Source organism: Pseudomonas sp. IT-P294 (genome assembly GCF_949767865.1).
Lineage (GTDB): Bacteria > Pseudomonadota > Gammaproteobacteria > Pseudomonadales > Pseudomonadaceae > Aquipseudomonas.
The window spans coordinates 1-16827 of sequence record NZ_CATKQW010000011.1; the positions used below are offsets into that span (position 1 = coordinate 1).

General features: G+C 61.3%; 15 protein-coding genes and 1 pseudogene. 6 read left to right on the forward strand and 10 right to left on the reverse strand.

Features of this window, described 5'->3' with window-relative positions:
• Nucleotides 1-109: 109 nt before the first annotated feature.
• The 3 genes from ACM6I0_RS07440 to ACM6I0_RS07450 all read right to left on the reverse strand — a co-directional run bounded on the left by ACM6I0_RS07440 (nucleotide 110) and on the right by ACM6I0_RS07450 (nucleotide 3490).
• Nucleotides 110-1435, reverse strand: a complete 1326-nt coding sequence (locus ACM6I0_RS07440; RefSeq protein WP_285429393.1) for an OprD family porin — start codon at nucleotides 1433-1435, stop codon at nucleotides 110-112.
• Nucleotides 1436-1575: 140 nt separating this feature from the next.
• Nucleotides 1576-2925: a gluconate:H+ symporter gene (locus ACM6I0_RS07445; RefSeq protein ID WP_285429394.1), complete on the reverse strand. Its 1350-nt coding sequence runs from the start codon at nucleotides 2923-2925 to the stop codon at nucleotides 1576-1578.
• Between the two features lie 184 nt (nucleotides 2926-3109).
• A complete protein-coding gene (locus tag ACM6I0_RS07450) occupies nucleotides 3110-3490 on the reverse strand; it encodes a RidA family protein (RefSeq protein ID WP_222587533.1) in 381 nt (126 codons plus the stop codon).
• A 138-nt stretch (nucleotides 3491-3628) separates the two neighbouring features.
• Between ACM6I0_RS07450 and ACM6I0_RS07455 the strand changes: the two genes are divergently transcribed.
• The gene (locus tag ACM6I0_RS07455) at nucleotides 3629-4594 is read left to right on the forward strand and encodes a Dyp-type peroxidase (RefSeq protein WP_414921889.1); all 966 of its coding nucleotides are present in this window, start codon (nucleotides 3629-3631) and stop codon (nucleotides 4592-4594) included.
• A 92-nt stretch (nucleotides 4595-4686) separates the two neighbouring features.
• Here ACM6I0_RS07455 and ACM6I0_RS07460 read toward each other — a convergent pair whose 3' ends face one another.
• Nucleotides 4687-5703, reverse strand: a complete 1017-nt coding sequence (locus ACM6I0_RS07460) for a succinylglutamate desuccinylase/aspartoacylase family protein (RefSeq protein WP_414921890.1) — start codon at nucleotides 5701-5703, stop codon at nucleotides 4687-4689.
• 173 nt (nucleotides 5704-5876) lie between these two features.
• Here ACM6I0_RS07460 and ACM6I0_RS07465 point away from each other — a divergent pair.
• Nucleotides 5877-6362, forward strand: a pseudogene (locus ACM6I0_RS07465) (TetR family transcriptional regulator C-terminal domain-containing protein); the annotation flags it as partial.
• Here the strand turns inward: ACM6I0_RS07465 and ACM6I0_RS07470 are convergent.
• From ACM6I0_RS07470 to ACM6I0_RS07490, 5 genes are all read right to left on the reverse strand, one after another.
• Nucleotides 6321-7325 (reverse strand): DMT family transporter, encoded by a 1005-nt coding sequence (locus ACM6I0_RS07470; RefSeq protein WP_414921891.1) that lies wholly within the window; start codon nucleotides 7323-7325, stop codon nucleotides 6321-6323. The pseudogene ACM6I0_RS07465 and the gene ACM6I0_RS07470 sit on opposite strands and share 42 nt — an antisense overlap.
• Nucleotides 7325-8023 carry an ABC transporter permease subunit gene (locus ACM6I0_RS07475; protein WP_414922521.1) on the reverse strand — a complete coding sequence of 233 codons (699 nt, stop codon included), beginning with the start codon at nucleotides 8021-8023 and terminating at the stop codon, nucleotides 7325-7327. The genes ACM6I0_RS07470 and ACM6I0_RS07475 overlap by 1 nt, the downstream gene beginning before the upstream one ends.
• 5 nt (nucleotides 8024-8028) lie before the next feature.
• Nucleotides 8029-8742 carry an ABC transporter permease gene (locus ACM6I0_RS07480; protein ID WP_414921892.1) on the reverse strand — a complete coding sequence of 238 codons (714 nt, stop codon included), beginning with the start codon at nucleotides 8740-8742 and terminating at the stop codon, nucleotides 8029-8031.
• Nucleotides 8743-8889: 147 nt separating this feature from the next.
• Nucleotides 8890-9672: a transporter substrate-binding domain-containing protein gene (locus tag ACM6I0_RS07485; RefSeq protein ID WP_414921893.1), complete on the reverse strand. Its 783-nt coding sequence runs from the start codon at nucleotides 9670-9672 to the stop codon at nucleotides 8890-8892.
• Nucleotides 9673-9699: 27 nt separating this feature from the next.
• On the reverse strand, nucleotides 9700-11703 hold the full coding sequence (locus tag ACM6I0_RS07490) for an aminotransferase class I/II-fold pyridoxal phosphate-dependent enzyme (RefSeq protein ID WP_414921894.1): 2004 nt from the start codon (nucleotides 11701-11703) through the stop codon (nucleotides 9700-9702).
• Nucleotides 11704-12010: 307 nt separating this feature from the next.
• On the opposite strand from ACM6I0_RS07490, the gene glcD reads away from it, so the two are divergent.
• Genes glcD through ACM6I0_RS07510 form a run of 4 tightly spaced genes read left to right on the forward strand, consistent with a single transcriptional unit; the run spans nucleotide 12011 to nucleotide 16217 of the window.
• Nucleotides 12011-13510, forward strand: coding sequence for a glycolate oxidase subunit GlcD (glcD, locus tag ACM6I0_RS07495; protein ID WP_414921895.1), 1500 nt, complete (start codon nucleotides 12011-12013; stop codon nucleotides 13508-13510).
• Nucleotides 13510-14574 carry a glycolate oxidase subunit GlcE gene (glcE, locus tag ACM6I0_RS07500; RefSeq protein WP_285429401.1) on the forward strand — a complete coding sequence of 355 codons (1065 nt, stop codon included), beginning with the start codon at nucleotides 13510-13512 and terminating at the stop codon, nucleotides 14572-14574. Before glcD ends, glcE begins: the two co-directional genes overlap by 1 nt.
• A 3-nt stretch (nucleotides 14575-14577) precedes the next feature.
• Complete coding sequence (gene glcF / locus ACM6I0_RS07505) at nucleotides 14578-15819, forward strand: glycolate oxidase subunit GlcF (RefSeq protein ID WP_414921896.1); 1242 nt, start codon at nucleotides 14578-14580, stop codon at nucleotides 15817-15819.
• A complete protein-coding gene (locus ACM6I0_RS07510) occupies nucleotides 15816-16217 on the forward strand; it encodes a heme-binding protein (RefSeq protein WP_414921897.1) in 402 nt (133 codons plus the stop codon). The genes glcF and ACM6I0_RS07510 overlap by 4 nt, the downstream gene beginning before the upstream one ends.
• Before the next feature lie 137 nt (nucleotides 16218-16354).
• Here ACM6I0_RS07510 and ACM6I0_RS07515 read toward each other — a convergent pair whose 3' ends face one another.
• Complete coding sequence (locus ACM6I0_RS07515; protein WP_414922522.1) at nucleotides 16355-16663, reverse strand: hypothetical protein; 309 nt, start codon at nucleotides 16661-16663, stop codon at nucleotides 16355-16357.
• Between the last annotated feature and the right edge of the window lie 164 nt (nucleotides 16664-16827).

Here is a 16827-nt window from a genome sequence, read left to right on the forward strand (position 1 = left end):
AAAGCGCTTGGTTACTTGGCGCTCTTCCAAGTAACCCGCCGTCAGGGCGGAACCAATAGCAGCCATTACCGAAAAAACGGATATGCCCCCAAACCGCCGCCCACCACGCTTACAGCAACGAAAGCGTGTAGTTAATGATAAAGCGGTTCTGCTCAACATTCCGCCCAGCATCAGTATTCGACTTACCATTGCGCACACTGAAACCAACCCCCTTGAGCGCACCCGATTGCAACACATAATCGAGAGTCATATCCCGCTCCCATTCCGACTGATCACTGGCATTGCGTGCCTTGATGTCCGTGCCCTTCAGATAAGCAATCGTCGCCTTCAAACCCGGCACCCCCAGCGGTGCAAAGTCATAACTGTACTGACCGAAATTAGTCTGCTCGCCGGCACGGGCAAAGTTCTGAATCATGCGGTCCGTCGGCAGATAGACGCTGCCACCACCCGCCCCCTTATCCACCAAACTGCCCTGGTTAGGCTGGACAAAGTTGCTGCCGTCACCCACCCGCTGATGCCCCAGTGACACCGCGTGACCACTGTTGGCGTAAGTGATCATCGCCACCCAAGTGTTGTTGTCAATTTCACCGTTGTTGTCTTCGGTGTAACCCGAGACACGATAGCCTTGTGCGCGGCCTGCAGCGGTGCTGTTGGCACCGGTCGAGGTGGTATGGAAGTAGCGCAAGTCGGTGGTGAAGGAGCTTTTGCCATCGATGGGCAGGATGTGCGTCAAGCCGAAGAAATTCTGGTTATAGAAGTCTTCCAACTGCGCGAAGTAGTACTGCGCCTTCAGGTCCTTGGTGACGTTGTAGTCACCGCCAGCGAAGTAGAACTTGTTGCTGTCCTGGGTGCTGCCGGCCACCGACAGCCCTGTGCGATCAGTCGAGGCACGACCGACCGCGTGTTCGAGCACGCCGCTGGTCAGCATCAAGCCATCGATATCGGTCGACGTGACTTGGGCGCCGGTGAACGACTGCGGCAAGACACGCGCATCGTTGGCAATCAGGATCGGCAGTTTTGGCAGCAATGTGCCGTAGCGAAACTCGGTCTTGGAAATACGCATCTTCGCGGTGGGGCCGAAGCTGCTCCAGGCATCCACCGCGCCGTCGCCATCGGTGGGGATCATGCCGCTGCCATTGTGACGCCCGGTGCCGCTGTCCAGCGTAATACCGAGCAACGCCTGCGCATCGACCCCGAACCCGACCGCGCCTTGGGTAAACCCTGACTCGTAACGCAGCACAAACCCCTGCGCGGCCTCCTCCGTTTTCGAGGGGGCGGCGGCGCCGTCGCGGTTATCGCTGTTGAAATACAAGGTGCGCATCGACAGGTTGGCCTTGCTGTCCTCGAGAAAACCGTGGCCGGCAGCGTCGGCTGCCTGAGCGCACAGGGAACCGGTGGCCAACAAGAGTGCGGTGGGGATTGCTCGCTTAAACATACGGTGCTCCAGGGTGATTTTTTTATGATTTTTTTGTTGTTCAACGAGCGCCATCCGCCAGTGGCACCCAACATCGGCGCGCACAATGACGCGCTCGATGGGTGACCATGAGCCTTGAGAAAGCGATCGGAGTGTTCGGGTTAAATCAGGTAAGAAAGACCCACGGTCAGCGCGAACGCCACCACTGAAATGATGGTTTCGAGCACGGTCCAGGTCTTGAAGGTCTGGGCAACGGTCATGTTGAAGTATTCCTTGATCAACCAGAAACCGCCGTCGTTGACGTGGGAAAAGATAACCGACCCCGCGCCTGTCGCCAGCACCAACAGCTCCGGGTGCGGATAACCCAGACCAATGGCCACCGGCGCAACAATCCCCGAGGCCGTGGTCATGGCCACCGTGGCTGAACCGGTGGCGATGCGCATCAGCGCGGCGAACAGCCAGCCCATGATCAGCGGCGACAGGTGAAATTCATGGGCCAGGCTGACGATCTGGTCGGTGACCCCGGCGTCCACCAGAATCCGGTTCAAGCCGCCGCCAGCGCCGACCAGCAAGGTGATGCTGGCGGTGGGCGCCAGGCATTCGTTGGTGAACTTGAGGATCGATTCGCGGTTGAAGCCCTGGGCGATGCCCAGGGTCCAGAAGCTCAGCAAGGTCGCCAGCAGCAGCGCGATCACCGAGTTGCCGATAAACAGCAGGAACTGGTTGAAACCGCTGCCCGGCGTGGAGATCAGGTTGGCCCAGCCGCCGATCAGCATCAGCACCACCGGCAACAAAATGGTCGCCATGGTGATGCCGAAGCCCGGCAGGCTGTCGCGTGGCTCGCGGTCGAGAAACTGGCGCTCCAGCGGGTTTTCCGCTGGCAGTTGAATGCGCGGCACGATGAATTTGGCGTACAGCGGCCCGGCGATGATCGCCGTGGGAATGCCGATCAGAATCGCGTACATCAACGTCTGCCCCACCGACGCCCCATAGACCTGCACCGCCAGCATCGCCGCCGGGTGTGGCGGCACCAGCGCATGCACCACCGAGAGCCCGGCAACCATCGGCAAACCGACCATCAGGATCGACACGCCGACGCGCCGCGCCACGGTGAACGCAATCGGCACCAGCAGCACAAAACCGACCTCGAAGAACAACGGCAGGCCGACCAGGAAGGCGATGCAGACCATCGCCCAGTGCGCGTTCTTCTCGCCGAAACGGTCGATCAAGGTGCGCGCCACCTGCTCGGCGCCGCCGGACTCGGCCATCATCTTGCCGAGCATGGTGCCCAGCGCCACGACCAGCGCGATGTGCCCCAGGGTCTTGCCGACGCCCGCCTCGTAGGCGCCGACCACGCCGGACGCCGGCATGCCGGCCAGCAAGGCCAGGCCGATGGACACCAAGGTAATGACAATGAACGGATTGAGTCGGTAACGGGCGATCAGAACGATCAGCGCAATGATGGCGATGGCGGCATACACCAGCAGCCAATAGCCGAAGGACAGGGTCATGCGGTACTCCTCGAAAGGGTCACGTCGAATGGGTTGTGAAACTCATAAAACATTTCGAGGCGTGATTTTCAAACGAGGCGAAACTAATTTTCGTGCAGGGATAAGGGTTGTCGTACAGAGGCATGAGCCGTCGGTGTTTTTGAAATTGGGTCAGGCGGATTTTCATCGCGCCTGACCCCAAACGTCAGGCTTTGGCGGCCATCGCGGTGACTTCGACGCGCATGCCTTCAACGGCCAGCGCGGCCACGCCCACCGCTGCCCGAACCGGCCACGGCTTGGCGAAGAAGCGCTTATAGACTTCGTTGAACGCGGCGCGGTCAGCCATGTCGGTGAGGTAGATGGTCAGGTGCAACACCCGGTCCATCGAACTGCCGGCGCGTTCCAGCGCGACCTTCAACGCCTGCAGCGTGCATTCGCTCTGCAAGGTGATGTCGCCCAGCTCCAGGCTGCCATCGGCGTGGGTCGGGATCTGCGTGGAGACCAACAGGCCACCGAAACCGGCAACGTCGGAAGAGATGGAATCCGCGTCAGGATCGGGGGTGAACGTGATGTCTTGGTTTGCCATGGGGATCTCTTGCTTGAGGGGTGAAGGGGCGGTCAACGCCTTTTGCGCGGACAGTTTACAGTTCATACGCCGTGGCTGCCTCGACGCCATTCTCTGCTACTGTTTTTCAACCTCGTCCTGCTGAACAGGAAACGCTCCATGACAACGCTGACGCCTACGGAAAACCCGACGCCGGAGCCGCAACCGGTCGATAGCCCCATCACCCGCAGTGCGATTTTCATCGTGGCGACGATAGCGCCGGGCAGTGACGCTGCCAGCCGCGTGCGGGCCTGGTGTGGCGACGTCGCGGGCCTGGTGCGTTCGGTGGGCAAACGCGTTCCTTCGGGCAATTTGTCCTGCGTCTGCGGCTTTGGCGCCACCGCGTGGGACACCTTGTTCGGCAACCCGCGCCCGGCCGCGCTGCACCCGTTTCGCGAGTTCGGTCCGGCGGGACGTCGCGCGCTGGCAACGCCCGGCGACCTCTTGCTGCACATCCGCGCCGAACAGATGGACCTGTGTTTCGAATTGGCCACGCAAATAATCGCCGCCTTGGGCGATGCGATTTCGGTCGTCGATGAAGTGCAGGGTTTTCGCTATTTCGATATGCGCAGCATCATCGGCTTTGTCGACGGCACCGAAAACCCGGTCGGGCGCAAGGCGGTCGACTTCACGATAGTGGGCAGTGAAGATCCGTCGTTCAGCGGTGGCAGCTATGTGCTGGTGCAGAAATACCTGCACAACATGACGGCCTGGAACACCCTGACGGTCGAAGCGCAGGAACGGATTATCGGTCGTACGAAGTTGTCCGACATCGAACTCGATGACACGGTGAAACCGACCAACTCCCACAGCGCCCTGACCACGATCACCGAGGACGGGCAAGAAGTAAAAATCCTGCGCGACAACATGCCATTCGGCCGGCCGGGCGCGGGCGAATTCGGCACCTATTTCATTGGCTATGCGCGCTCGCCGAGCCCTCTGGAACTGATGCTCGAAAACATGTTCGTCGGCAGGCCGCCAGGCAATTATGACCGCTTGCTTGATTTCAGCACGGCGGTGACGGGAGGTCTGTTTTTCGTGCCTTCAGCCGACCTGCTGGAAGCACTGGCTGACCGTGAGCCTTAAGGACGACCGTCGGTCATTAGCAATATGCCTGATGGCCGCCCCCGCTGACGTCTATAGAGAGTCTGGTGCGTTCAGCGGGAGGACCGTTTCGGCTAGTTCGGGTCCAGCAACCCGCCGTTCCAGTGGCGCGACACCCGGCTGCCGGTGAACTTCGCCACCACCATGCCTTGGGACACCAGCCGATCCCGATAGCGCGTCACCATCCGTCCAGCCTGCTCGGCCACCAGCACCACTTCGGAAGACGGATCGCCGGGGCGGCGCAGAATCCGCGCAAACCGTTGGCCTTCTTCGACGAAATCCCCCAGCTCTTTTTCAAAGATCAATACGCCAGGCTGCGGCGCGAGGATGGTTTCCATGTGGCCCATTTCCATCGCCTCGACGGGCCAGTCGCCTGGTGCAAGCGCTTCGTCGATGACCCCGCAACTGCACAGCCAGACGTACAAACCCTGGGCATCCTGCTCGGCAAAGTGATCGCTGACATCACCCTGCCCGCGCAACTCCAGGGTCGCGGCCATGCGCCCGTCGGTGACGCCATCGCGCAGCCACGGGGCAATGATGGTTTCTTCGAAGGAGCCATCGCCGCCCTCGTCCCAGATGATCGCCACGTCCATCTTCAGCACCGCCGCCAGTTGCCGGCCACGGGGCCAGAAGCGGCGGTGTACGTAGAGGTAGGGCAGCGCCTCGTCATCGGTGTGCAGGTCGAGCATCAGGTCTGCCGTGGACGCCAGTTGCACCAGGCTTTTTTGCCATTCCTGGACGTTGGTCGACGGCCGTTGCAGCGCGGCCGACTGATCGAAAGCGCGGTTAAAGTTATGCCCGGTGGCGTCGTGAAAACGCCCCAGGATCCGCCCTTGGCGAAACTGCCCGATGCCTAGTGGATTGGCCTGCGGCACCACCGTCACCCGGCCCTTGAGCCGGCCCTCGGCCTCGGCCACTTCCAGGCGCTGCATCAACCGGTGCAGCACCAACATCCCGGCAATTTCATCGGCATGCACCCCTGCTTGCAAATGCACTGTCGGCCCGCTGCCATTGCCCTCGAAACGCCATGCACCCACCGGCACCGCATCTCCGTTGTTGTTGCGCACACTGAACGAAATATCCTGCGCCATTGGCCCGCCCTCCCCGTCATGAAACGTTAAAAACCGAAGCATCGCCACGGCCGGAACTGGTGATTGAACGCACGTTCAACTAAGCTCGCCAACCAGGCACCGCACCCAAGGAATTCCTTGTGACAAACCCCTCGCCGAAGAACCGCCGCGCCGAGCCCGACGAACGCCGCGAAATGCTGGTGGCCGCCACCTTGCGCTGCCTGGCCCGTGACGGGCACGCAGGGATTTCCGTGCGCCGCATCGCCACCGAGGCCGGGGTGTCCGTGGGCCTGCTCAACCATCATTTCGGCAGCATCGATGCCTTGATCGCCGACACCTACCAGAAGATCGCCAGCGAGCTGACCACCGCCCTGCTCCAGGAAATCCAGCAGGCCGGCACCCCGGCCGAAAAGATCGACGCGTTTCTCACCGGGTCTTTTTCGCCGCGGGTCATGGACCCGCAACTGCTGGGTGTCTGGGTGGTGTTCTGGAGCCTGATTCGTCACTCCGAACACGTCAGCCAGTCCCACGAAAAAAGCTACCGCGCCTACCTCGACCTGCTCCGCCAATTGCTGGATGACATGGCGGCCAGCGAAGGTTTTGTGATCCACGACACCCGCCTCGCGGCCATCGGCTTGTCAGCGATGCTCGACGGACTCTGGATCGAGTGGTGCCTGAACCCCGAAACCTTCAGCCCCGCCAACGGCCTGCACATCTGCCGGTGCTGGATAAAGGGGTTGCGACACGGAGCATTCAGCACCGACGACGTCTTGTGAAGCATGGCGTCCGAAGATCATCGCAAGGGTGCCGCTGACCGCGATCAGCCCGGCACCGATCATCAGCGACACATCCATCAGCGTGCCCCAGATCAGGCTCGATAGCAGGAACGCCCAGATCAGTCCGGTGTACTCGAACGGTGCGAGCAAGGTCGCGGTGGCTCGCCGGAAACTGGCGAACAACAGGAACTGACCGATGCCACCCACCAACCCGGCACCGAGCATCCCCAGCCAGGCCGGGGTCGGTGCCGGGGTGTGGGTCCAGGGCAAGGCAACGGCCATGCACAGCACAAACACCACGTTGGTGATCAGCATCTGCTCCAGCACGGATGTCTGCTCGTCCACCTGGCGTAACTGAATGTAGGTGAATGCCCAGCACATCGCCGCCAGCAGCGTCAGCACAATCGGCAACGGATCGGTGATGTTGCCCGGGCGACAGGCGATGACGACCCCGACAAAACCGATGATCAGGGAGAACCACTGCCAGCCGCTCGCGCGCTCCTTGAGTATCACTGCCGCCAACACCGTGACCATGATCGGTGCGGAAAAATACAGGGTGGTCATCTCCGCCAGCGTCAGGTCACGGGCAGCCGTGTAGTAGAGCAGCCAGGCGACTATCGACAGTAAGCCGCGCACCACCAGCAAGCGTCGGCTTGGCGAGCGCCAGGCCCGCTGAACCAGGCGCAGGCGCCCGGCCAACAGACAGGCGAGGACCACCACCAGGCCGCGCCAGAACAAAATGGTGACCACCGAATAGTCGGCCACCAGCCACTTGATCACGGCATCCTGCAACGCCAGGAACGCGTAACCCAAGGTGCACAGGCCAATGCCTTGCAACGAGCGGTCGACCACCCCTGATGCACTCATTACACCGACCTGCGCACGGGCGTCCCGCGCCGTTCGGCGAAGGCAAACAGTGCTTCGATCAGGAACGTCAGACAGACATACACACCGGCCACCAGCAGCAGCGGCTCATAGACCTGCAGGGTTTGCGCCCGCACCACGTTGGCCGCACCCAGCAGGTCGACAATCGCAATGGTCGAGGCCAGTGCCGTAGATTTGAGCAACATCACGGTCTCCCCGGCCAGGGTCGGCAACAGCAAACGCAGGGCCCGGGGCAAGCGCACCCGCAGCAGCGACTGGCGCGGGGTCATGCCAAACGCCGAGGCGGCTTCCATCTCGCCTTTGGGCACCGCCAACAGGCCACCGCGAATCACCTCGCCCACATACGCGCCCACCGACAACACCAGGGCGAATACGATGTACCAATATCCGTCACGCAAGCAAGGCCAGAGAAAACTGCCGCGTATCAGCGGGAACTGCGCAAACAGGCTGCCGAGCCCGTAGTAGAAGATGTAGATCTGGATCAGCAACGGCGTGCCCCGCGTGACGCTGGTGTAGAACAGACTGACCTTGGCGATCACTGTGTTCTTCGAGATCCGCGCCAGTGCCACCAGCACCGCCAGGGCAAACCCCAAGGCACTGGAAATCAACAGGATGGTAATGGTCGTTTGCAACCCTCGGCCCAACAGCGCCGCGTATTCAACTATCCACGCTGGAATCATTTCATTCACTCAGCCAAAGGCATCCAGCGACGGATGCGTCGCTCAAGCCGTCCCGACAGGTAGTTGGACACCAGCGTCACCGCGTAATACATCGCCGCGGCCGTGAGGTAGAACAACAGATAGTGACGCGTGGAACCCGCGCCTTGTTTGGCGGTGTACAGCAGCTCGTTGGTGCCGACCACGCTGATCAATGCGCTGTCCTTGATCAGGTTGATCCACAGGTTGGCCATCCCGGCCATTGCATACGGCGCCATGATCGGCAGCGTGACACGGCGGAACAGCCCAAAACCGCTCAGACCGAAGGCCTTGGCCGCTTCGATCTGGCCGAAGGGAATCGCCTGGATCGCCGCGCGAAAAATCTCCGACGCATAGGCGCCCTGCACCAGCCCCAGCACGACGATGGCGGCCAGCGGACCGCTGACGTTCACCGCGCCGAAACCCAGCTGCGCCATCAGCGAATTGAGGAGCATGGAGCCGACGTAGTACAGCAGCAGGATCAGCAGCAACTCGGGAACGGCACGGAACAACGTGGTGTAGCTGCGCATCAGTGCGGCGATCGGTTTGGGTGCGCCCAGTTTCAGACAGGCCACCACCAACCCGATGAACAGCCCGACCACGAAGGCCCCGGCCGATATCTGCAGGGTCATCCAGAGCCCCTTCAACAGCGCACCGCCCCATCCTTGTTCGCTGAAATTGATCAAATCGAACATTGCCGGCATTTCCGTCTCCAGTTAACGCAATCACTGCCTGACGCAATCCCCTGTGGGAGCGGGCTTGCTCGCGAAGGCGGCCTGACATTCAGCAATGATGTCGCCTGACCCACCGCCTTCGCGAGCAAGCCCGCTCCCACAGGTTCTGTGTTCAGGTCAGAACGCAGGTTTCACGCTGGTGCCGAAGTAGTGTTGGGACAGGTCGTCATAGTCCTTGCTGGCCAGCAACGAGGCGATTGCCGTGTCGAGTTTGGCCTTGAGTTCGGTGTCGTCCTTGCGCAGACCGGCGCCCACACCCTTGCCGAAGATCGGGTCGTACGGAACCGCACCGAGGTACGCCAGGTCCTTGGCATCCGGCGTCTGCACGAAGGCCACCATGGCCGTGCCGTCCGCCATCATCAGGTCGATCCGGCCAGCAATCAGGTCAGCGTTGGCCGAATCCTGGGTGTCGTAATACTTAACGTCGGCAATTTTTTCGTAGTAGGTCTTGAGGAAGCTGGCGCTCACCGTCGAGTTCTGCACGCCGATGGTTTTGCCCTTGAGGTCATCCGGGTATTTTTTCACTGACGTGCCCTTCGGCCCGACAATCGCGACCACCGAATCGTAATAGGCCTTGCTGAAGGCGATCTGTTTTTCCCGTTCTTCGGTCACCGACATGGAAGAGAAAATCACGTCGATTTTCTTCGACAGCAACGAGGGAATGATGCCGTCCCACGCCACTTCCTTGATCTCGCACTCGGCTTTCATTTCGCTGCACAGCTTGTGGATCAGGTCGACTTCAAAGCCTTTCCATTCCCCGTTTGCCTGCTTCTCGGTGTACGGCGGATACGGTTCGGCCGCGACCGCGAACCTGATTGGTTGGGCCTGGGCCGCGCTCATCCCGGCCAGCAATACGCAGGCCACGCCCGAGAACCAGTTTGCCAAACGTCGATTTCCCATGATTTTTCCCCGTCTTTTTATGATGTATTAGCGAGTCTGATGAGCGTTGACGAATTGTCGGCAACGCTCGCTGCGTGGGTGTACGAACACTTCATCCGGCGAACCGGTTTCCTCGATCAGGCCTTGGTGCAAGTAGGCGACTTTGGAAGAGACATCGCGGGCGAAGGCCATTTCATGGGTCACCAGGATCATGGTCCGGCCTTCTTCCGCGAGGGAGCGGATCACCCGCAGCACTTCGCCGACCAGTTCCGGGTCGAGTGCCGAGGTGGGTTCATCGAACAGCATGACCTTGGGCCGCATGGCCAGGGCCCGGGCGATGGCCACCCGTTGTTGCTGTCCCCCGGAGAGAAACGCCGGGTACTCGTTGCGCTTGGCCGCAAGCCCGACGCGCTCAAGCAAGGCTTCGGCCCGTTCAGTGGCCTCCGCACGGCTTTCACGCAGGACCTGGGTCGGCGCTTCGATGAGGTTTTCCAGCACCGTGCGATGGGGCCAGAGGTTGAAGTTCTGGAACACCATGCCCAGGCTCGAACGAATCCGTACCAGTTGCTTGGCGTCCGACACCAGCGGCGCGCCGGGACGGTCGAAGTTCAGGTGGATGCTCTCGCCGTCCACCAAAATGCGTCCCTGATCCGGCACTTCGAGCATGTTGATGCAGCGCAGCAAGGTGCTTTTGCCCGAGCCGCTGGCGCCAATCAACGAAATCACATCGCCTTCGCGGGCGGTCAGGGAAACGCCTTTGAGCACCTCGATATTGCCGAAGCGTTTATGCAGGCCGTCGACTTCGATCATGGTCTTGGCGGCGACCGGTTCAACTGTCGCCTGGCTGGTGACACGGCTGATCACCGGCCGTGGCGCTTCGCCTTGCAACACCAGGACAAAATCGCGGATGCGCTGGCAGGCCTGGGCCAGACGTTCTTCACCGAGGGTGAACGAGAGCCGCACAAAGCCTTGCGCCGGCTCGCCAAACGCGGCGGCGTCCAGCACCGAGACGTGCGCCTCGCGCAACAGGCGCCAGGCAAATTCCAGGGAGGTCAGCCCAGTAGCGCGCACGTCCACCAGCACGAACATGCCGGCGTCGGGGTTGAGCACCGAAATGCCCGGGCAGCCCGACAGGCTCGTCACCACCAGATCGCGGCGACGGCGATAGATTTCGCGCATGCCGTGGGTCACGTCTGCATGGGCCTGCACCGCTTTGAGCGCGGCTTCCATGACGAACCCCGGCAAGCCGTAAAGCATGCTCAGCACCAGGGTTTCGGCGTGCGCGATCAAGCTTGGATCGGCGACGATCCAGCCGGTACGCCAGCCGGTCATCGCGTGAGATTTGGACAGGCTGCCGATCACCACGCAGCGCTCGGCCATGCCCGGCAACGCCGCCAGGCTCAGGTGTTCACGCTCGAAGGCGAGGCTCTCATACACCTCGTCGACCACCACCCACAGGTCATGCTCGATGGCGAGTTCGGCGATGGCTTGCAGCTCTTCGCGGTTGAGCACCACGCCGGTGGGATTGTTCGGGTTGGAGAAGAAAATCGCCCGGGTACGCGGGGTGATGGCCTTGGCCAACACCGCGGCGTCGAGCCTGAAACCTTCGTCCGCCGAGCACGGCACCCGGACCAGCGTGGCGCCCGACGCCTTGAGCGTGGCCTCGTACGTCACGTACATCGGGTCCAGGGCAATCACTTCGTCGCCGGTATTGAGCAGGCACATCGAGGTGATGAACAGCGCGTTCTGCGCCCCTGCCGCGATAATCACGTTTGACGCTTGCAGGTCACGGTCGAACAGTTGGCTGTAGCGCGCCGCAATGGCTTCGCGCAAGGCCAGCCGACCGGCAATTTCGGTGTAGTGGGTGTCGCCCTCTCGCAGCGCATGAATCGCGGCATCGGTGATGAAATCAGGGGTGGGAAAATCCGGGTCGCCGACGCTGAGAATGATCACATCCTCGCCCCGGCGCCGGGCTTCAAAGGCTGCATTGTGAATATCCCAGGCGGCAACACCGTCGCCTGAAATCCGTTCAACAAAAGGTGAAAACCGCATGCCAGTGCCTCGTTCGAATAGAAGAAACGCAAGCCCGCGCTACCAGCCGGGGAGGTGGTCATCAACATAGTCGAAGCTGAACAGTCGTTCAACAGAAAAGTCACAGTGCTTCGCGTTCGGTGTAAACAGGTCGTTTTTACGACAGTCGCGGCGTTTTTCAGTCATTGAGCGCGGTTCAGCTCAACGCCGATGGACGTCACCCGTCTCGACAGCAACGTAGACAGCAGGACGCCTCAGGCGAATGATGAACATCAGCTATACCTGAAAGCAGACCTCTAATAAGAACAACTGAGGGTCGCAACCGATTATGAATATCCTCTACGACGAACGCGTTGACGGCGTGCTGCCCGACGTCGACAGAACCACTCTGTTGCACGCTCTGCGCGCTCGTTTGCCCGACCTGGAAATCCTGCACCAGCAGGAAGAACTCAAGCCGTACGAATGCGACGGGCTTTCCGCGTACCGCACCACGCCCATGCTGGTGGTGTTGCCGCGTCATATCGACGAAGTCCAGGGCGTGCTAAAGCTCTGCCATGAATTTCATGTGCCGGTGGTGGCGCGCGGTGCCGGGACCGGTTTGTCCGGCGGTGCATTGCCACTGGAAAAAGGCGTGCTGCTGGTGATGGCGCGCTTCAACAACATTCTGCACATTGACCCTGCTGCGCGTTCTGCACGGGTTCAACCCGGTGTGCGCAATCTGGCGATTTCCCAGGCGGCTGCGCCGTTCGGCTTGTATTACGCGCCGGACCCGTCCTCGCAGATCGCCTGCTCTATCGGCGGCAATGTGGCGGAAAACGCCGGGGGCGTGCATTGCCTGAAATACGGTCTGACCGTGCACAACCTGCTCAAGGTCGACATCCTCACCGTCGACGGCGAACACCTGAGCCTGGGCTCCGAAGCGCTCGACTCGCCCGGGTTTGATCTGCTCGCCTTGTTCACCGGTTCCGAAGGCCTGCTCGGGGTGATCACTGAAGTCACGGTCAAACTGCTGCCCAAACCGCAGACTGCCAAAGTGCTGCTGGCGGCCTTCGATTCCGTTGAAAAGGCCGGGCGCGCGGTGGGCGATATCATCGCCGCCGGCATCATTCCCGGCGGCCTGGAGATGATGGACAACCTGGCCATTCGCGCCGCCGAAGACTTTATCCACGCCGGCTATCCGGTGGACGCCGAAGCGATCCTGCTATGCGAACTCGATGGCGTTGAGGCCGACGTGCACGAAGACTGCGACCGCGTGCGCGAGGTATTGACGCAGGCCGGCGCCACTGAAGTACGCCAGGCTTGCGATGAAGCCGAACGCGTGCGTTTCTGGGCCGGGCGCAAGAATGCGTTCCCGGCGGTGGGTCGTCTCTCACCTGATTATTACTGCATGGACGGCACGATCCCGCGCCGCGAACTGCCCGGCGTGCTGCGCGCGATTGCCGAGTTGTCGGCTGAATACGGTCTGCGTGTGGCCAACGTTTTCCACGCTGGGGACGGCAACATGCACCCGCTGATTCTGTTCGATGCCAATCAACCCGGCGAACTTGATCGCGCCGAAGCCTTGGGCGGCAAGATCCTTGAATTGTGCGTGAAAGTCGGCGGCAGCATCACCGGTGAACACGGGGTCGGCCGGGAAAAAATCAATCAGATGTGCGCGCAGTTCAACAGCGACGAGCTGACGCTGTTCCATGCGGTCAAAGCCGCGTTCGATCCCAGCGGCCTGCTCAATCCAGGCAAGAACATTCCGACGCTACACCGCTGCGCAGAGTTTGGTGCCATGCACGTTCACTTGGGTCAGATGCCCTTCCCAGAACTGGAGCGCTTCTGATGAGCGGCGAATTCGATATCGATGACAGCGCCAACCTGATTGAACAGGTCAACCTGGCCGTGCAAAACGCAATTCCCCTGCGTATTCAAGGGTCCAACAGCAAAGCGTTCCTGGGCCGTATTGCCGCCGGTGAAGTGCTCGACACGCGCAGCCACCGGGGCATTGTCAGCTATGACCCGACCGAACTGGTGATCACCGCCCGTTGCGGCACGCCGCTGGCAGAGCTGCGCCAAGTATTGGACGCCGCGCAGCAGATGCTGCCGTGCGAACCGCCCTCCTTCGGTGACGGCGCCACCGTGGGCGGGATGATTGCCGCTGGACTGTCGGGCCCGCGACGGCCGTGGTCGGGATCGGTCCGTGACTTCGTCCTCGGGACACGGGTCATTACCGGCCTTGGCAAGCATTTGCGCTTCGGTGGCGAAGTCATGAAGAACGTCGCCGGCTACGACTTGTCACGCTTGATGGCGGGCAGTTATGGCTCGCTTGGGGTGATCACCGAAGTCTCGCTCAAAGTCCTGCCCAAACCCCGGCAAGCGTTAAGCATCAGTCTGGAAATGGACAGCGGCCGCGCCTTGTCGAACCTCGCACAATGGGGCCAGCAACCACTGCCGATCAGCGCCGCGTGCCACGACGGACAACGTCTGCACCTGCGACTTGAGGGCGGCGAAGGCTCGGTGGCGGCGGCGCATGATCGCTTGGGCGGCGAGTGGCTGGACTCGTCCTATTGGGAAGACCTCAACGAGCAGCGATTGAGTTTCTTTGACGAAGGCCAGCCGCTGTGGCGCCTGTCCGTGCCTCACAACACGCCACGGCTTTCGCTGCCCGGCCAGCAACTGATCGACTGGGGCGGCGCCCAACGCTGGCTCAAATCCGAGGCTGAAGCGGCGTTCATTCGCAAAGTGGTCGACGAGGTCGGCGGGCACGTGACCTGCTATAGCCACGGCCTGATCGACAGCCCCTTCCAACCGCTGCCTGGCGCATTGATGCGTTATCACCAGAACTTGAAGCAACAACTCGATCCACGGCGCGTCTTCAATCCCGGTCGCCTGTACGCGGAGCTTTGATCCATGCAGACCACCTTGAGCGAACAGGCCCGCCTACTACCCCGCGCCGAAGAAGCCGAAAGCATCCTGCGTACGTGCGTGCACTGCGGCTTCTGCAATGCCACCTGCCCGACGTATCAATTGCTCGGTGATGAACTGGATGGGCCGCGCGGGCGCATCTACCTGATCAAGCAGGTGCTGGAAGGCAACGAGGTCACGCAAAAAACCCAGCAGCATCTGGATCGCTGCCTGTCGTGCCGCAACTGTGAAACCACCTGCCCTTCCGGCGTCGACTACCACAACTTGCTCGACATCGGTCGCGCCGTGGTCGATGCCGCCGTGCCGCGCTCACTGGACCAGCGCCTGTTGCGCGAAGGGTTGCGCAGCGTCGTGCCCAATCCCGGGTTGTTCAAGGCACTGGTCAGCAGCGGGCAGATGTTCCGTGCGTTGCTGCCCAACACGTTGCAAATCAAGTTACCTCGCCGTATCTACCCGGCCAAACCGCGCCCGGTCATGCGCCACACCCGGCAGGTGCTGATACTCGAAGGTTGCGTCCAACCCAGCCTGTCACCCAACACCAACGCGGCCACCGCGCGTGTTCTGGATCGACTGGGGATCAGCGTCATCGCGACACGCGAAGCCGGTTGCTGCGGCGCCGTGGATTATCACCTCGATGCCCAGGCGGCCGGCCTTGATCGCGCCCGCCGCAATATCGATGCGTGGTGGCCGAGCATTGAAAAAGGTGCCGAAGCCATTGTGCAAACCGCCAGCGGTTGCGGTGCTTTCATCAAGGACTATGGTCACCTGCTCAGCACCGACCCGGTGTATGCCGAGAAGGCGAAACGGGTCAGTGCGCTGGCCCGGGACTTGGTTGAAGTGCTGCGCGACGAGCCGCTGGAAACGCTCGGCATCCACAGCGACCAGCGCCTGGCCTTCCATTGCCCGTGCACCTTGCAACATGCGCAAAAACTCGGCGGCGCGGTGGAAGCACTGCTGACGAAACTGGGCTTCAACCTGACCTTCGTTCCCGACGCGCATCTGTGCTGTGGCTCGGCGGGCACCTATTCGCTGACCCAACCCGAACTGTCCCGCCAATTGCGCGACAACAAGCTCAATGCGCTGGAAAGCGGACATCCCGAAGTCATTGTCACGGCCAATATCGGCTGTCAGTCGCACCTCGACGGTGCGGGCCGAACCCCTGTGCGGCACTGGATCGAACTGGTCGAAGCCGCGATGCCCCCACTGAATCCCGGAGTGTTGCCATGAACAGCAAAGCCGTACTGACCCAGACCGAAGTCAGCCAGATCCTCAACGCCGCACGCACCGAAGCGCAAAACAACCACTGGGCCGTGACCATCGTGATCGTCGATGACGGCGGCCATCCTCTGGCCCTTGAGCGCCTCGACGGTTGCGCGGCCATCAGCGCCTACATCGCCACCGAAAAGGCCCGCACCTCGGCCCTCGGCCGGCGAGAATCGAAAGGCTATGAGGAGATGGTCAACGGTGGACGCCACGCCTTTTTGTCAGCGCCCTTGCTGACGTCACTTGAAGGTGGCGTGCCGATCATCGTCGACGGCCAGGTGATCGGCGCGGTCGGCGTGTCCGGCGTCAAGGCCGAGCAGGATGCCCAGGTGGCAAAGGCCGGAGCGCAATGCCTGAACTGAGACAAAAGCAGACCCTGTAGGAGTGAGCCTGCTCGCGATAGCGGTCTGACATTCAACACCTGTGTTGTCTGACAGTCCGCTATCGCGAGCAGGCTCGCTCCCACAGGGGATAGGGTTTTAAATTCGCGAGCCTTTTTTCACTTGCGCGCCAATTTGAACCGCACGCAATCCTCATAAAAATTTTTACGCACGTCCGCCGGCTTGTACCGCGATTTGCTGTCGTAGGTTTGCTCGGTGATGCCCATCGCCATCATCCGCATCCACGCCTTGTCGAATTTGTAGGCCTGTATCTTCTGACGAGCGGCATACAGCGAAACCCCGGCCAGCTTGAGTTCCTGGGCCCTCGCCGCCGTTCCCGCGCCCCAACTGCACATAAACCGGTCATTGGACGCCAGCTCTTTAGCCTGGGCACAGAGTGCAACGCTCGCCAGGGCGAACGAGATCATCGTGACAAATACACTTCGCAATTCCATTCACCTAACCACCTGAAAGTGAAGTGATTTTGGCGATAGTTTGGCGACTTGGGGGCCAGCAGTTTGCCTTTTCTGCGCCTTGAGGGATCGACCGGATAAACCGGGCCGCCATCGGTTGATCGATAAATCCGCGCCTC

Excerpts from the sequence above, each read along its gene's own strand:
- ACM6I0_RS07440 (WP_285429393.1), bottom strand. The coding sequence starts at position 1,435 with ATGTTTAAGCGAGCAATCCCCACCGCACTCTTGTTGGCCACCGGTTCC.
- ACM6I0_RS07445 (WP_285429394.1), bottom strand. The coding sequence starts at position 2,925 with ATGACCCTGTCCTTCGGCTATTGGCTGCTGGTGTATGCCGCCATCGCC.
- ACM6I0_RS07450 (WP_222587533.1), bottom strand. The coding sequence starts at position 3,490 with ATGGCAAACCAAGACATCACGTTCACCCCCGATCCTGACGCGGATTCC.
- ACM6I0_RS07455 (WP_414921889.1), top strand. The coding sequence starts at position 3,629 with ATGACAACGCTGACGCCTACGGAAAACCCGACGCCGGAGCCGCAACCG.
- ACM6I0_RS07460 (WP_414921890.1), bottom strand. The coding sequence starts at position 5,703 with ATGGCGCAGGATATTTCGTTCAGTGTGCGCAACAACAACGGAGATGCG.
- ACM6I0_RS07470 (WP_414921891.1), bottom strand. The coding sequence starts at position 7,325 with ATGAGTGCATCAGGGGTGGTCGACCGCTCGTTGCAAGGCATTGGCCTG.
- ACM6I0_RS07475 (WP_414922521.1), bottom strand. The coding sequence starts at position 8,023 with ATGATTCCAGCGTGGATAGTTGAATACGCGGCGCTGTTGGGCCGAGGG.
- ACM6I0_RS07480 (WP_414921892.1), bottom strand. The coding sequence starts at position 8,742 with ATGCCGGCAATGTTCGATTTGATCAATTTCAGCGAACAAGGATGGGGC.
- ACM6I0_RS07485 (WP_414921893.1), bottom strand. The coding sequence starts at position 9,672 with ATGGGAAATCGACGTTTGGCAAACTGGTTCTCGGGCGTGGCCTGCGTA.
- ACM6I0_RS07490 (WP_414921894.1), bottom strand. The coding sequence starts at position 11,703 with ATGCGGTTTTCACCTTTTGTTGAACGGATTTCAGGCGACGGTGTTGCC.
- glcD (WP_414921895.1), top strand. The coding sequence starts at position 12,011 with ATGAATATCCTCTACGACGAACGCGTTGACGGCGTGCTGCCCGACGTC.
- glcE (WP_285429401.1), top strand. The coding sequence starts at position 13,510 with ATGAGCGGCGAATTCGATATCGATGACAGCGCCAACCTGATTGAACAG.
- glcF (WP_414921896.1), top strand. The coding sequence starts at position 14,578 with ATGCAGACCACCTTGAGCGAACAGGCCCGCCTACTACCCCGCGCCGAA.
- ACM6I0_RS07510 (WP_414921897.1), top strand. The coding sequence starts at position 15,816 with ATGAACAGCAAAGCCGTACTGACCCAGACCGAAGTCAGCCAGATCCTC.
- ACM6I0_RS07515 (WP_414922522.1), bottom strand. The coding sequence starts at position 16,663 with ATGATCTCGTTCGCCCTGGCGAGCGTTGCACTCTGTGCCCAGGCTAAA.